12 protein-coding genes are annotated in these 15,380 nt (G+C 37.8%); 8 read left to right on the top strand and 4 right to left on the bottom strand.

The window, feature by feature from the left end; genetic code table 11:
• Nucleotides 1–133: 133 nt before the first annotated feature.
• From nfuA to AC1M9E_RS10365, 3 genes are all read left to right on the top strand, one after another.
• Nucleotides 134–772 carry a Fe-S biogenesis protein NfuA gene (gene nfuA, locus AC1M9E_RS10375; RefSeq protein ID WP_481607534.1) on the top strand — a complete coding sequence of 213 codons (639 nt, stop codon included), beginning with the start codon at nucleotides 134–136 and terminating at the stop codon, nucleotides 770–772.
• A 221-nt stretch (nucleotides 773–993) separates the two neighbouring features.
• Nucleotides 994–3,252 (top strand): TonB-dependent receptor domain-containing protein, encoded by a 2,259-nt coding sequence (locus tag AC1M9E_RS10370; RefSeq protein WP_488224762.1) that lies wholly within the window; start codon nucleotides 994–996, stop codon nucleotides 3,250–3,252.
• Nucleotides 3,253–3,322: 70 nt separating this feature from the next.
• Complete coding sequence (locus tag AC1M9E_RS10365) at nucleotides 3,323–4,594, top strand: class I SAM-dependent methyltransferase (protein WP_481607536.1); 1,272 nt, start codon at nucleotides 3,323–3,325, stop codon at nucleotides 4,592–4,594.
• Between the two features lie 28 nt (nucleotides 4,595–4,622).
• Here AC1M9E_RS10365 and AC1M9E_RS10360 read toward each other — a convergent pair whose 3' ends face one another.
• Both AC1M9E_RS10360 and AC1M9E_RS10355 read right to left on the bottom strand, forming a co-directional pair.
• Nucleotides 4,623–5,624, bottom strand: coding sequence for a hypothetical protein (locus AC1M9E_RS10360; RefSeq protein ID WP_481607537.1), 1,002 nt, complete (start codon nucleotides 5,622–5,624; stop codon nucleotides 4,623–4,625).
• Between the two features lie 17 nt (nucleotides 5,625–5,641).
• The gene (locus tag AC1M9E_RS10355) at nucleotides 5,642–6,652 is read right to left on the bottom strand and encodes an alpha/beta fold hydrolase (RefSeq protein ID WP_481607538.1); all 1,011 of its coding nucleotides are present in this window, start codon (nucleotides 6,650–6,652) and stop codon (nucleotides 5,642–5,644) included.
• A gap of 321 nt (nucleotides 6,653–6,973) precedes the next feature.
• Here AC1M9E_RS10355 and AC1M9E_RS10350 point away from each other — a divergent pair, with 321 nt between their 5' ends.
• Nucleotides 6,974–7,588, top strand: a complete 615-nt coding sequence (locus AC1M9E_RS10350) for a carbonic anhydrase (RefSeq protein ID WP_035266649.1) — start codon at nucleotides 6,974–6,976, stop codon at nucleotides 7,586–7,588.
• Between the two features lie 76 nt (nucleotides 7,589–7,664).
• Here the strand turns inward: AC1M9E_RS10350 and AC1M9E_RS10345 are convergent, their stop codons facing one another.
• Complete coding sequence (locus AC1M9E_RS10345) at nucleotides 7,665–8,309, bottom strand: arylesterase (protein ID WP_092766885.1); 645 nt, start codon at nucleotides 8,307–8,309, stop codon at nucleotides 7,665–7,667.
• 41 nt (nucleotides 8,310–8,350) lie between these two features.
• Here AC1M9E_RS10345 and AC1M9E_RS10340 point away from each other — a divergent pair, with 41 nt between their 5' ends.
• Nucleotides 8,351–9,064 carry an ABC transporter ATP-binding protein gene (locus tag AC1M9E_RS10340; RefSeq protein WP_416224319.1) on the top strand — a complete coding sequence of 238 codons (714 nt, stop codon included), beginning with the start codon at nucleotides 8,351–8,353 and terminating at the stop codon, nucleotides 9,062–9,064.
• Nucleotides 9,061–11,547 carry an ABC transporter permease gene (locus AC1M9E_RS10335; RefSeq protein ID WP_488224761.1) on the top strand — a complete coding sequence of 829 codons (2,487 nt, stop codon included), beginning with the start codon at nucleotides 9,061–9,063 and terminating at the stop codon, nucleotides 11,545–11,547. Before AC1M9E_RS10340 ends, AC1M9E_RS10335 begins: the two co-directional genes overlap by 4 nt.
• A 31-nt stretch (nucleotides 11,548–11,578) precedes the next feature.
• Here the strand turns inward: AC1M9E_RS10335 and AC1M9E_RS10330 are convergent, their stop codons facing one another.
• Nucleotides 11,579–12,391, bottom strand: coding sequence for a rhomboid family intramembrane serine protease (locus AC1M9E_RS10330; RefSeq protein WP_481607540.1), 813 nt, complete (start codon nucleotides 12,389–12,391; stop codon nucleotides 11,579–11,581).
• Between the two features lie 76 nt (nucleotides 12,392–12,467).
• On the opposite strand from AC1M9E_RS10330, the gene mtgA reads away from it, so the two are divergent.
• Both mtgA and ppk1 read left to right on the top strand, forming a co-directional pair.
• The gene (gene mtgA, locus AC1M9E_RS10325) at nucleotides 12,468–13,142 is read left to right on the top strand and encodes a monofunctional biosynthetic peptidoglycan transglycosylase (RefSeq protein WP_481607541.1); all 675 of its coding nucleotides are present in this window, start codon (nucleotides 12,468–12,470) and stop codon (nucleotides 13,140–13,142) included.
• 123 nt (nucleotides 13,143–13,265) lie between these two features.
• Nucleotides 13,266–15,344: a polyphosphate kinase 1 gene (ppk1, locus tag AC1M9E_RS10320; protein WP_481607542.1), complete on the top strand. Its 2,079-nt coding sequence runs from the start codon at nucleotides 13,266–13,268 to the stop codon at nucleotides 15,342–15,344.
• Nucleotides 15,345–15,380: the final 36 nt, after the last annotated feature.

Genomic DNA, 15,380 nt, shown 5'->3' with positions numbered 1-15,380 from the left:
AATTCTGTTCATCATGCCATTTTTTTAAATTTAATTGTTATTAATATAATAATTCTGACAAATTTAGTTGAATTTTAAATATTACCCCCGATCTTCAGTTAAAATAGAGTCTTCAGCTTGAGGAAAAATTGTTATGTCGACTGAGAACACCAGCACTGCAGTTGCTGAAGAAATTCCAAATTTATTAATTACACCAACTGCGCAAGAGTATTTGTTTGAACTTTTAGAGAAGCAAAATACTCCTGGTATCGCGGTACGTGTTTTCGTAGAACATCCGGGTACACCACGTGCTGAATGCTGCATGGCATATAGTGCACCAGATGAAGTCGTTCCAACCGACTATAAACAAGAATATCCAAAATTTGCTGCATATATTGATACACCATCAATCCCATACTTATTGGATGCAGTGATTGATTACAACAAAGATCGCTTTGGTGGTCAGTTGACTTTCCGTGCACCTAACTCGAAAGTGCCACGTGTAGGTCCAGATGCATCGATTGAAGAACGTATAACCTATGTATTACAGTCGGAAATTAACCCTGGTTTAGCAGGGCATGGTGGAAACTGTGCATTGGTTGAAGTGGTTGAAGATGCTGAGCATGGTTTAACAGCGGTCTTGAAATTTGGTGGTGGCTGTCAAGGGTGTTCAGCAATTGATGTGACACTTAAACAAGGTGTTGAAGTTACGCTAAAACAGCATATCCCAGAGTTACAACGTGTTGTGGACCAGACAGACCACAGCCAATCAGAAGGCGCTTATATCAAATAAGTTGCCTTTAAATTTACAAAAGTTGATTTGAAAAGCTCCCATTAAAAGGGGGCTTTTTTTATGAAAACTGAACAAAATGAGTAATATCAATAAAATTGAAATGTAAAAACAAAACTATAAATGAGAATAGTTATCATAATCTATTGCAAAGTGATTATCATTTGTTACAATGCGACACAATTCGAACAAGATCTCTCCACACATTCTTTGGTAATTACACAATGCAAAAGACATTTTTAAAATCTAAGTTAGCGTTTGCTGTCTTAACCACCATGTCGGTTTCAAGTTTTGCACAAGAGCAAATTGGTCAAGATACTAATGCAAAACAAGATACAACTAAGTTAAAAACAATTGTCGTAACTTCAGCGAGTGGTTATGAGCAAAATATAGCGGATGCTGCTGCTACGATTTCAGTGATTACTGCCGAAGAATTAGAAAAAAAATCTTATAGTGATGTAACTGATGCATTGAAAAATGTTCCAGGTGTATTTGTACAAGGTGGTGGAACGAACCAGACGATCTCCATTCGGGGTATGGGATCAGCTTATACCCTATTTTTAGTAGATGGACGTCCAATGAATGATGGTAGTCTTTTAACAACAAATGGGGGGGTTCAAGGAGCATCAGTAAACTTCTTACCGCCAATAGAATCAATTGAACGTATTGAAGTGATTCGAGGCCCGTCATCCTCTCTATATGGTTCTGATGCTATGGGTGGTGTAATTAATATCATTACTAAAAAGCATCAAGATCGTTTGACTGCAAGTATTCGAACAGAATATATCAAAGCTGGAAAATCGAATGATGTTAACAACGACGCAACCAATACCAGCTTGTATGTAAATGCGCCATTAATTGATAAGCTTCTTTCAGTCCAAGTTACGGCTGGTCTTCAAACAATTGAAGAAAGTTCATTACAAAAAAATACAGCTGAAACAGGTGAGAGTGAACCAGATTTTCAAAAAACAAATCTAGGTACAAAGTTTGTTTTTACACCAGATGAAAAAAACACACTCACTGCTGAATATGTAAGAACTCAACAAGAGCGTACACACAACCCAGGTAAAAGTTATACCCAGTATGTTTCAGTAACGGGGCCTAAAGTTGATATCGATGGTAAAGATTTCGTTCTATCTAATGGAAATTATTATCCAGCATATAATACGAATAATCGTAATGATGATGGTGACCTAATCTATCGTTCAGATGTCGTACCGAATACAGGGACTTACTCCGAATTAGAAAAAAATAATTTTAGTCTTACTCATGATGGTGATTACGACAATCTAAAACTCACTTCTTACTTGCAATATGATAAAGATAAAAATAATGCAATTACAGGGCGTACTGTGGGTAAAGTTCAAAATCCAGGGGGGATTTTATTTGAGACTATCACAGCCAATACACAAGGAACGTACTTTTTCAAAGATCATAGTCTGACCATTGGCGGGCGATATTTAAAAGAAAATCTCGAGGATGGTACAAGTAACCAAAATGCAGCGATGGCTGGTAAAGTCACTAAAATGGATCGATATCAATGGTCTATTTTTGCAGAAGATACTTGGAATGTCAGTGATAAGTTAGCACTAACCTTAAGTGGTCGTTTCGATGAAAATGAGTTTTTTGGTGATAATTTCAGTCCAAAGGCATATGCAGTTTATAAAGCTACAGACAACGTGACTTTAAAAGGAGGTGTAATTTCAGGCTATAAAGCGCCGAGCTTACGTAATTCTTCTCCAGATTACATGCTGAACTCAATGGGCGGGGCAATTATGCCAAACCCAAATTTAAAGCCAGAAACCAGTTTAACGTATGAAACAGGTTTTGCATTCACTCATCCTGAATTGGGTTTATCTGCAAGTCTTATGGTCTATCAAACTGACTTTAACGATAAAATTACTCGATCTGGTCGTTTAGATGGTAGTCGACTTCCCCCAAAAAATGACGGTGAGCCGCCTTACACTCAATCTGAAATTAATGATTTCGTTGATAGCAGTGCTTTCTATCAGTCCAACCCTAATCTGCCATATAACGCAAATGGTTATACACTCAACTATAACATTGATAAAGCCGAAATTAGAGGGCTTGAACTGACCACAGATTACAACATCACAGATTACTTAAAATATAGACACTCTTATACATTCACAGATAGTGAGCAAAAATCTGGACAGTATGAAGGTAAACCATTGAATAATTTGCCTAAACATATGTTTAATGCAGGCTTAGATTGGGACTTTAATGATCAATTGTATTTATGGACTCAATTGAATTATCGTGGCAAAACAGTGGGTGATACCGATGGAGATAAAACACCAGCTTATACATTTGTAGATGTTGGAGCTGTGTATAAGTATAGTGACCAATTCCAGCTATCTACTGGTGTATATAATGTTGCAAACAAAAATGTACTGAAAGATGGAAATGATTGGGTGCTTGATGGTCGACGTTACAGCTTTGCCTTGAATTATAAGTTTTAATGTCTTGTGCTTGGAGTGAGAGCGACAATCTCACTCCAAGCTTTGAATAGTCGAGTTTAGAAGGAAAATAATGAAGCGCGTCGATGGCTATGTGGTTGACACCATCTATCCTATGTTTTTTTATCCAGAGATGCAGCCAATTTGGCTGAGTACAATCAGCCAATTTCAAGGTTATATAGCGCCAGATATATCTCAAAATTTTCAATATTTAGAGTTGGGTTGTGGTTGTGGTCTTAACTTGATTGTGGCAGCAATTGCAAATCCGCACGCTGAGTTTGTCGGAGTGGATTTTAATGACAAACACATACAACGAGCTACAGATCTTGCTCAATCCTTACAGTTAAGCAATATAAGATTCTTAAATATAGACTTTGAAAAATTTAACAAAAATAATAATGAAGTGTTTGATTTCATTGTCTGTCATGGAGTGTATTCTTGGGTTTCTGAATACAATCAATATTTTATTAGGCAGATTCTAGATAAATCTTTAAAGGACCAAGGGCTATTCTATTTACACTATATGTGCTTTCCTGGATCCGCTACTTTAAAGCCTATTCAAAAAATCTTTAACTTGGTTGATAAAAATACGTCTCAGCAATCTGCTCAAAGTATTGAATTGTCTACAGCACTAGTGAGTGAATTAAATCGGAGAGGCGCTTTTATTGGATATGACAAAATACAAGGAATTGTGAATACATTAAAAAATGATACCAATTATCTCGCTCACGAACTTTTAACTGATTATTGGCAACCCCTTTATAGTGTAGATGTACATGAGATTTTAAAGATTGAAGCTGATCTATCATATATTGGGAGTGTAGTTCCAACTGAAAACTTAGATTCTCTTAGCATTCCAGTCGACTTGCAACAGTTGATATCAGATGTGAATATTTCGAATACAAAAGAGTATCTAAAAGATATTGCTCGGGATTCAAAGCAGCGTATGGATTTGTTTCAAAAAAAATCAGTGAATTACCGTTTTGAAGACCATTTAGGAATTTTACATAAGATTAGATTAGATCTTATTCTTAACAATCAGCGATTGGATAATATTAATTTAAAAACATCAATTGGCCCAATTCAAGCTCCGAAGGAGGTGATGAGTGTCATTATTGAAAGTTTAAGAACAGGTTCTAAAACTTTTCAACAGTTACATCACCTTCCTTGTTTTCAGCAAAATTTAAAACTACTTGTTGAGAGTATATTTTTATTGATGAATTGCCATTATATCTACCCTATAAGCGAGCATAGAAAATCAAAGGACCTACGTAAAATAGAACGTCTCAATTCATGGCTGAGTGAGCATCAAATTGAGATTCAAATACCGACGACATATTTCTAATAAACCGCTCTAAGGAGCGGTTTTCTAATTAAGATGTGAGAATACTTAGTGCTGGTTCAGAATAGTAGAATTTTTCAAGATATACACGTGCACGTTGTTTAAGGTGTTCACTAGAAATCATATGCTTAATTACGGGGCAGAGTAGAGCACTTAATTCATTTTGAACAAGGCTTTCGTTGATATTGATATCTTGCATGATCAGATCAAAAGAGCGGTCTTGATTATGGCAATACCACGTATAAATACCATCGTGTACTTGTTGCTTTAGGTATTCAGTTTGACGGAGGTTGTCCCAAATATCATGTCCCATTGCCACAGTATTTGGTAGATCATTGATTTCAATATAGTTTTTAACAGCAGAGAGTGGGACTTGCTTTATTTTGTGCCAAAGATTGGCTTGGAAGTGGTATAGCTTATTATCATCAAAGTGTTGGTTAATCACTTGTTCGCTAATTTGACTGATCTTGATAATATTTTTTTGAAGATAATGTTTGACCGTATCATCAAGATTTGAATCAGTGACACTTTCAAGAACTGATTTGCCCATTTTCATAAAGCGGCCGACACCGGGTACTTTTTTATTCATCACTGAATTATCAATATAATCCTGAATAGAATGATGGATTAACTCGGTGAGCATACTCGAAAATGCGGGATTGTTTACAATACGTTTAATTAGAGCTTGGCGGTGAGCACTTTTAGATGAAATATAAAGTGCAATTCGATCAATGGTGTGAACCGAGATAATATCTTCGATTTGAGTCGTTTCATTAAGCGGGTGAACCAACGCAAATCGAATATGCTCCGCAATCTGTTGAATGAGAGAATCAGTTGCAGGTGTATTTAGAATTTGTTTTTGAAGCAGTGCATTAATCGCCTCGAAAGACCAAATTTGCTTTAAAGGTTGTTTTCTAAACCATTGATAAAAATATAAAAATTCATTTTCAATGGTGTCGTCTTGAGAAAATTCATGATCAAGAAATGCCAAATGTGCCTCAATCAACTGTTCGATTTTAGGATTTTTTTCCATGAAAATTCTCAATATCCTTAATTTGATGATGACGTTTTAACGGTATTCATCTTATTTAAAAAACTTAAGTAATGTTGCGCCACAAGATCAGGTATTTCTACGATAGGTGTATGACCAATTTGATCTAATAGAATAGGGGGATGTGCTTTTTTTAAGGCGGTCCCTAATTCATGTGCAACTTCAACATTGACTATCTGATCTTGTTTTCCCCACAAAATCAATGTTTCAACCTCAATATTTTTTAACAATTGAGCAAATGATTCAACGGTGTACTGTTGATTGAGTTTAACAAGCTGATGAATCAACTCAGATGTATCCGCCGCGCGTTGAATAAGTGCTTGCTCTTGTTGTTTCTTGATTAAACTGGGTACGAAGGGAGCTTTATGCATGACTCTCCTAGAAACATAATTCAAGTCACCAGGTTGTGAGATTAAAAGCTGCTTTAAATAAATTGGGTTATTAAGGAAGAATGTTTTGTTGCTTCTGAATAATCCACCGGCACTGATCAGAAATAAACTTTTCATTTCTTGAGGATATTTAGCAGCATACATCAGTCCGATTGATCCACCGACAGAGTGACCCGCTAGATTAAGCTGGTTTTCAATGCGTAATGCTTCTGCAAAACGACGTAACTGTTCAGTCAGATGAGGAAGTGATAAGTCAAATCCCTTCGGTGTTAGCGTTTGTCCACTTCCAGGCAAGTCAACGATAATGACGCGATATTGCTGTGTGAGATTCCGAGCTACATGATTCCAACTGTCTCGGTTCATGCCTATACCATGAATGAGCAATAAGGCAGGTCGATCAGCAGGACCACCTTCGCTATAAGACCACACAACATCTCCGACGCGAATCGTTTTATTGGATAATCCTGACCAAGCACGTTCTTCATTTAAAACTTTTTGATAGTCGATAAATTCAACAGTATTTGCTCGGGTAGATGAGGTACCGAGGCTGAGCATTAACGAGAGTAAAATGGAAAATAAATGTTGATGCTTTAATATGGGTAAAGGAAGATGAACAAACATGCAGGTGAAATCCCTTAAAACAGGGCGACATTATAATCAAGTGACTTTTATAAAGTAGTAGTTAAAAGTAAAAAAATAAATCCTATTTTTGTGATAATTGGTTCTCGATTTAAATAAGTTTTACTTCATAAACATAAATTTAAGCGCTGAATCAGCTGCTAAAGTGATTCAGTAAGGAATGATCATAATCATCAGATTTGAAGAAATTGAAGATATTTTTAGCAATTAACAAAAATTGTAACAGAGTTTAAATTTTGTCAGTGACAATCAAAAAGCACAGTATTAAAATTACTTCAAACCTTGATAAACCATGGATACAAGATGCTAACTGCACAAGAAGCTTTAGAACGTTTAAAAATTGGTAATCAACGTTTTGTTGAAGGTCAAACCAAGCATCAACGATTATTGACGCATCATGAGCGCGCTCAGATGGCTGAAACTCAAGAGCCATTTGCGATTGTATTAGGATGTTCTGATTCACGTGTTCCAGCTGAAATGGTTTTTGATCAGGGCTTAGGTGATTTATTTGTTATTCGTGTAGCAGGTAATATCGTAGCTCCATCTCAAGTTGGAAGTGTGGAGTTTGCAGCCGAAAGTTTTAATTGTCCTTTAGTGATTGTATTGGGTCATACACATTGCGGCGCAATCGACTCAACGATTGAAGCATTACGTAATCCTCAACAACCGCCATCTGTTAATTTGATGTCTATTGTCAATCGCGTACGTCCATCAGTCGAAATTTTAATGCAAACTGAGTTAAAAGATGATTTGAAAAAGCTTTCAGTACACGCGGTTCGCTCAAATGTTTTTGCTTCAGTTAACCAGTTGCGCCATGGTTCTGCGGTGTTGGAAAACTTGATTGCACAAGGTAAATTAAAAGTTGTAGGTGCAGAATACTCACTTGAAACAGGTGAAGTTACATTCTTTGACTTCTAATATCAGCATTTTAAAAAAGCCAGCTTAAGCTGGCTTTTTTATTGATTGGGATTTATGGATCTCTATGTCTATAACTTTATAGAGCGCCTTTAATGTAAGGATATGCATTATTTAAGAGTTTAGGTTGAGCTTGTTCATTAGGATGAATCAGATCTTTTTGCATGAGTTTATTATTTCCAGCAACACCTTCTAGAAAAAAAGGGAGCAACTTCACATTAAATTGCTGGCTCACAACCCTATAATTATTTTCAAAGGATTTGCTATAGGCTGAGCCGTAATTTGGAGGAATCTTCATGCCAAACATAAGGACTTTGGCATTAGATTTTTGGCTCAATTGAACTAATCGAGTTAGGTTTTGTTGAATCATTTTTGGAGGTTGACCTCGTAAACCGTCATTACCTCCCAATTCAATTACGACAATATCTGGTTTGTGTGTTTGAAGCAATTTGGGCAAACGTGCTAATGCACCACTGGTTGTTTCACCGCTGACACTTGCATTGACCACTCGATGTTGTTTCGGATACTGTTGATCAAGACGTTTTTGTAAAAGATTGACCCAACCTTTCTCGGTAGGCACGCCGTAACCAGCACTTAAACTATCACCAAGAATAAGGATAGTTTTTGCAAAGCTATTGATCGGTAAAAGAAACAGACAACTGCAGATAAATAAAAAGGCAGTTTTTCTCAACGTAACAATATTTAAACTTTGACTGATTTGCATAAAGGCTTTCTATGGTTCGTAATGACTCAACTTCTTCAATCATGCCACAAGCGTTAATTTCTGCACAGCAATTGACACAAACGATACAGATCCAACAAAAAAAGTTGACGATTTTTGAGAATCTAAATCTACAAATTTATCCTGGCGAGCAAGTCGCAATCACAGGCAGATCGGGTTCTGGAAAATCTACACTGCTGGGAATTCTGGCGACATTAGATCAGCCAAGTTCAGGAACATTGTCGATTAATGGTATAGCAGTTGAGCAATTAAGCGAAGAGCAACGCGCTCAAATTAGACTTGAAAATATTGGTTTTGTATTTCAATCCTTTCAGCTTTTACCTTCTTTATCTGCGCTTGAAAATGTCATGTTACCGCTGAGAATTCAAAAGAATTTTGATTATGCCAAAGCAGAACAACAAGCCCTTTATTGGTTGAACAAAGTGGGTTTAGATCGTCAAAGTACTCAAACACCTAAAGTACTGTCTGGGGGAGAACAACAACGTGTAGCAATTGCACGCGCTTTAATTGCTGAGCCCAAAATTGTATTTGCGGATGAACCAACGGGAAATTTAGATGGGACGACAGCCCAGGAGATAGAACAGCTTTTATTTGATTTGAATCGGGAGCTGGGCACTACATTGGTTTTAGTCACCCATGATCAACAGCTAGCACAAAAATGTGAGACGCATTATGAATTGATCAATGGTCAATTACAAAAAGTACAAGGTGCTTCAAGATCTGGAGAGCGTGTATGAGTGCGCTATTTAAACCTTTGTTGAAGCAAAGTTTTGCTAGTACAGGGATTTATTTGCTCATTTTTGCATTGAGTCTCGCGATTAGTGCGACAACCGCTTTAAAGTTCAGTAATGATCAGATTCAACAAGCTGTTTCATTGCAGGCTGCTAAGCTTCAAGCTGCAGATCTAGTGTTAAGTGATCAATATCCGCTCGATGAAAAATTTAAAAAGAAGGCAAGTCAACTCAATCTACACCAGTCCCTAGTGACGGTTTTTGGCTCAATGGCACATACCGATGAACAATTTGTCATGGTGAATGTCAAAGCGATTGAGTCCAATTTTCCGCTACGTGGTGAACTCATTATTCAACCTGATCAGACTGCTATTCGGTCAGGAGAGGTATGGCTGAGTCAACGTGCTTTAGATTTATTAAATGTTAAAATAGGGGAGAGGGTTCAAATCGCAGATGTGAGTTTTACAGTCACAGGAGTCATTGAAAAGGATTCTAACCAAGAACTCGGATTTTCAGCCTTTTCACCTACAGTGATCATTTCACAATCTGATGTTGCGGCAACCAATGCGATTCAGCCTGGAAGTCGTATCGAATATCGTCTGCTTATGTCTGGTGAGCCGAATAGACTTAATGAGTTTACGGCTTATTTTGATCAGCTCCATCCTAAAAAAATGATTGAACCAAATGCAGATGATCAGCAAGCAATGGAAACCCCAAGCTCAATTCGCTTGAGAACTGCGGATGAGGCGAATACCCGCCTGATGCGTCCAATTGAAAATCTAGATACTTTTTTACAGCTTGCAAACATTCTTACAATTTTACTGTGCGGTATTGCAATTGCGTTGACCAGTCAACGGTACGTTCAACAAAATCAAGATCATGTTGCTTTAATGAGATGTATGGGGACTGCAAAGTTCCAAATTCTTAAGAACTATATTGCATTACTTATGATTGCCGTCGCAATTGCGATGTTCATCGGTACTGGATTAGGGATTGGTCTAGGCTATATTTTATTGCAGTTTATGTTACAACTAATTCCGCATTTAGACATCCAATTTAGCTTGTTTGATTTGGTTTTGGGTCCTTTGCCGATTGCAATATTCACCAGTGTCATTGTGATGTTTGGATTTATTGTCCCAAGTTTGATGCAGCTCTTAAATACGCCTCCAATTCGTGTTATCCGTGAGGATGTTAAATCTACGCGTTCTCTCTTGACCTTATTGGGAGCGGGAGCTGTAAGTCTTATTTTATTTTGTATTTTGCTCACTCAAAATATACAGCTCTCATTGCTCGTTATCGGTACGATCCTCGCATTGTGTGCAAGTATGTTCAGCATAGTTTGGTTGCTATTAAAGATGATCAAATCTTTGAAAAATAGATGGTCAGCCTATGTACGTGTACCTAATCAAACAGCATTTCAAATTACTGCACTTGCATTAGGTCTGAGCCTGATTACAGTTCTTGTAGTATTAAGGACGGATCTATTAGATCGTTGGCAGCAACAGTTACCTGAAGGTACGCCAAATCAATTTATTTATGGTCTTCCTCCATTTGAAGTTGAGCAATTTAAAGCTCAGATCGAAAAAGAAGGTTGGCCAAGTACACCCTTGTATCCGAATATCCGCGGACGCCTAATTAAACATAATGGTCAGCCATTTTCGGAATCATTAAGAGCGCAAAATAACTCACTCAGACGAGAGTTGAATTTGACTCAAGCTCAAGGCTATCCAGAAGATAATGTCATTGTCAGTGGGCAGCCACAATTGCAGCAGGTGGGAGATGTTTCTGTTGAAGCAAATCTTGCTGAAGAGTTAGGGATAAAAGTGGGTGATCAACTCAGCTTTAGCTTGCCAGAAGGTGAACTTCAAGCCAAAGTTGTAAATTTAAGAACAGTCGAGTGGGAAAGCTTCAGTCCAAATTTTTTCTTCATTTTTGCACCGAATACGATGGATGAAAATGCTGGAAGTTATTTAGGAAGTTTTTTTGTACCTCAAGATGAAAAATCCAAGTTGGTCAATCTGATTCAGCAGTTCTCAAATACTGTATTTATCGATGTTTCCTTAATTTTAGAGGAAATTAAAAACTTAGTATCTGTTCTGGTTCAGATTATTACCATTCTTGCGCTTCTCGTCAGTGTTTCAGGTTTTTTGGTGTTGATTGCTTGCATTAATTTATTGATGGATGAGCGAAAGCGAGAAGTCGCGATTTTAAGATCATTTGGCAGCTCAAAATCCAATTTGAAAAATATGCTGAGTTTAGAAATTGGATTTATCGGCTTTATGGCTGGCTTAGTATCGTGTTTTTTTGCTGAGGTCATCAGTGCGATCGCCAGTTATAAAATGGATCTCGCAATACAACCGCATTGGGAAATCTGGGTGATTCTACCTATGAGCATGATGATCTTATGTGCGCTGATAGGTCGTTATCGTTTAAGCTACTTAACTGAGATTCCTCCATTAAAAAGCTTGCGCGAACTCAATCAATCATAAAATATATGAGGTCTAAAAAATGCAATTGGAATTAATACGCCAATTGCATTTTCATTTGCTGCAACATTTCAGCCCAAATGGGTTGTATTCCGCTCACTAAGCCTAAGTTATATTGATACATGAGCCAACATAAGAAGATGCCTAGAGGAAGTACCACGATGGTAGTGGTGAAGCCTAGTCTAAATCGTTGACCGATGTACCAACATAAAGCCATGACTGCACCCATCAACATTCCACCAATATGCGCTGCATTATTTATTCCAGGGATCATGAATCCCATACCAATATTTAATGCCAAGATGATCAGCAGCGATTTACGATCAAAGAGAAATTGTTGTTGTGGTAAAGGGGGAAAAAGAGATAAGAGCGTTAAAGCACCACCTAAACCCATAACGGCACCTGATGCACCTGCGGATACACGTGGAAATAAATCATGGTTGACATGCTCCAATAACTCGTAACTATTCCGAATATCAATCAGTCCACTGATCAAGCTTCCCATAATGCCTGCTAATAGATACAAGCCTAAAAAATAAACGTGTCCAAGTGTTTTCTCAGCGACATTGCCAAAGATATACAATGCCCACATATTGAGCATTAAATGAATAAGACCAAAATGAAAAAATGTACTGCTGAAGATTCGGAGGGGTTCCTCTAAATAAGTCAGCGGTGCATAATCAGCACCCCAGCGCAAAGCATCTATTGTTGCTGGGTTTGATACATCCACCCCGCTAAAGATTTGCCAGATAAAAAGTCCAACATTCAGTGTAATGAGTAAAAACGTAATCTGACTTAAGGGTAGACGTGATTGGCTTTGAAATTGGGGTGGTTGCATTTCAGTCATGTCATTGTATTCTGTGATAATGATATGGATTAAGGTCAAGCATGCACTACGCTAACAAAAGGAGCAACACACTGACATGAAAGCATTTATTGTTCGAACTTTATTGGTCATTGTCAGTATCATCCTTGTAATTCAACTATGGATTTTTTCAAGTCTTGCATGGTGGAGAACCAATGCTGTTGATACAACGATGCTCATGCGTTGGACATACTGGACCGACAGTTCGAAGCCTATTCAGCATCAATGGCGTGATTATGAGAATATCAGTGATCATCTGAAACGTGCGATTATTGCAGCTGAAGATGCTAAATTTATGCAACATCATGGCTTTGATTTTGACGGCATAAAACATGCTTTGGAAAGAAATAAAGAAAAAGAACAAGTGGTTGCGGGTGGATCTACCATTTCCCAACAATTATCCAAAAATCTATTTTTATTTAATAAGCGTTCTTTTTTACGTAAAGGACAAGAGGCTGTCGCTACTGTCATGATGGAGCGTATGTGGTCAAAACAACGCATTCTTGAGGTATACATGAACTCCATTGAATTTGGAGATCATATTTTTGGTGTGGAAGCTGCAGCACGTCATTATTTTGGAAAATCGGCAAGCAGTCTAACACGTGAGCAAGCCGTATTTTTGGCAGCGATCTTGCCGAATCCGCGTTATTATCAACACCACCGTCAAGATCGTAAACTCAAAAATAAACAGCGAATTATTTTGCGTTACATGAATACTTCAAGAATTCCGTGAGATGGACTTGTTTAAAAAACTCTCGTGAGATCAAAAATGCACAGTGATCATGTGCATTTTTTATGAAATTGTCATAAATTTGAAGCATACTTAAGGCAGATCTTTAGCATGCAGGTTTGTGGTATGAATACCGCGATTACAAATACTCCAACTGAATATACTTATAATGAACGATATATCAATCGTGAACTTTCGATTTTAGACTTTCATCTTCGTGTTTTAGAACAAGCAGTTGATCCATTGCATCCATTGCTTGAGCGAATGAATTTCTTATTGATTTTTTCAAGAAATATGGACGAATTCTTTGAAATTCGTGTTGCTGGTGTTATGGAGCAATTGGAGCTCGGTAATGAAAGCCGTAGTCCAGATGGGTTAACACCAAAGCAAGTTCTTGAGAAAATTTCACAGACTGCGCATGCTGCAATAGAGCGTCAATATCGTATTTTGAATGATGAAATTTTTCCAAAATTACGTGAAGAAGATATCTGCTTCTTACGTCGTGGAGAGTTGACACCTGCTCAATCCCAATGGATTAAAAAATATTTTCAGGAACAAGTTGCGCCAGTACTTACTCCAATTAGTTTAGATCCAGCACATCCATTCCCGCGTTTAGTCAACAAATCACTCAACTTTATCGTCACGCTAGAAGGCAAAGATGCTTTTGGACGACAGATTGATTTAGCCGTTGTCCCTGCGCCACGTTCTTTACCACGTGTGGTTCGTTTACCTGACGAGTTAACCGATGGTAAAGAACACCACGTGATGCTGTCAGCGATTATTCATGAGCATGTCTCTGATTTATTCCCAGGAATGACTGCGACAGGTTGCTATCAATTCCGTGTGACGCGAAATGCGGATTTAGCCCTTAATGAAGATGTCGAAGATTTGGCAAAAGCTTTAAAAGGGGAGTTAAACTCTCGTCGATTCGGACGTGCTGTCCGTTTAGAAGTGACAGAAAATTGTCCAAAACATATTTATGATTACCTTCTCAACGAATTCGACTTGCATGAAGAACAATTATATAAAGTTGATGGACCTGTGAACTTGGCACGTTTAGTGTCTAATTTTAAACGTCCGCATTTGAGATATGACTCACATACGCCGGTCATTCCTAAAGTATTAAAGAAGTCTGAAAATGTTTTTTCTGCGATGAAGAAACAGGACATTCTTTTACATCATCCATTCGAATCATTTGCTCCAGTTATTAATTTATTACGTGAGGCAGCACGAGATCCACAAGTTTTAGCGATTAAGCAAACATTATATCGAAGTGGGCCTGATTCTGAGATTGTTCAAGTGTTGGCTGAAGCTGCACGTAATGGTAAAGAAGTCACAGCTGTCATTGAACTTCGAGCGCGATTCGATGAAGAGTCAAATATTGCGGTAGCAAATGTTTTGCAAGAGGCTGGTGCTGTGGTGGTTTATGGCATCGTAGGCTATAAAACACATGCAAAAATGATTCTCGTTGTGCGCCGTGAAAATAATAAATTGGTTCGTTATGTGCACTTAGGTACAGGGAATTATCATGCAACCAATGCCCGGATCTATACCGATTACGGATTGATGACAACGGACAAAGAGCTTTGTGAAGATGTGCATCGTATATTCCAAGAGTTGACTGGAATGGGCAAAATGGCAAAATTGAAGAAATTACTTCATGCGCCATTTACGTTGCATACACAGTTAATTAGTTATATTGATGAAGAGATTGCTCACGCCAAAGCGGGTAAGCCAGCTCAGATTATTGTGAAAGTGAATGCGCTGACTGAAGTGCAACTGATTAATAAACTTTATGAAGCATCACAAGCTGGTGTGCAGATTGATTTAATCATACGTTCAATTTGTTGTTTAAGACCAGGTTTGCCAGGGCTTTCTGAGAATATCCGTGTGCGCTCTATCGTTGGACGATTCTTAGAGCACACACGTGTGTATTATTTTGGAAATGCAGGGCAACCACGACTGTATTGTTCAAGCGCAGACTGGATGGATCGTAATTTATTTAATCGTGTTGAAGTTTGTTTCCCTGTTGAGGATCCAACTTTGAGAAAGCACATTTATCAACATGGTTTATTGAATTATATGAAAGATAATCAACAAGCTTGGTTGTTAAATGGTGATGGAACTTGGTCACGTGCGCAATGCGATGAAGGTGAGACTCCTCATAATGCGCAACATAAATTGCTTGAACTCTTTAAATCTTAAATGATTTTTATAAAAAAAGGAGCCAAATGGCTCCTT

Source organism: Acinetobacter sp. 24-47-47, from assembly GCF_057737035.1.
Note: the sequence above shows the minus strand (reverse complement) of the source record. Positions and strands in the feature narration are given on the sequence as shown.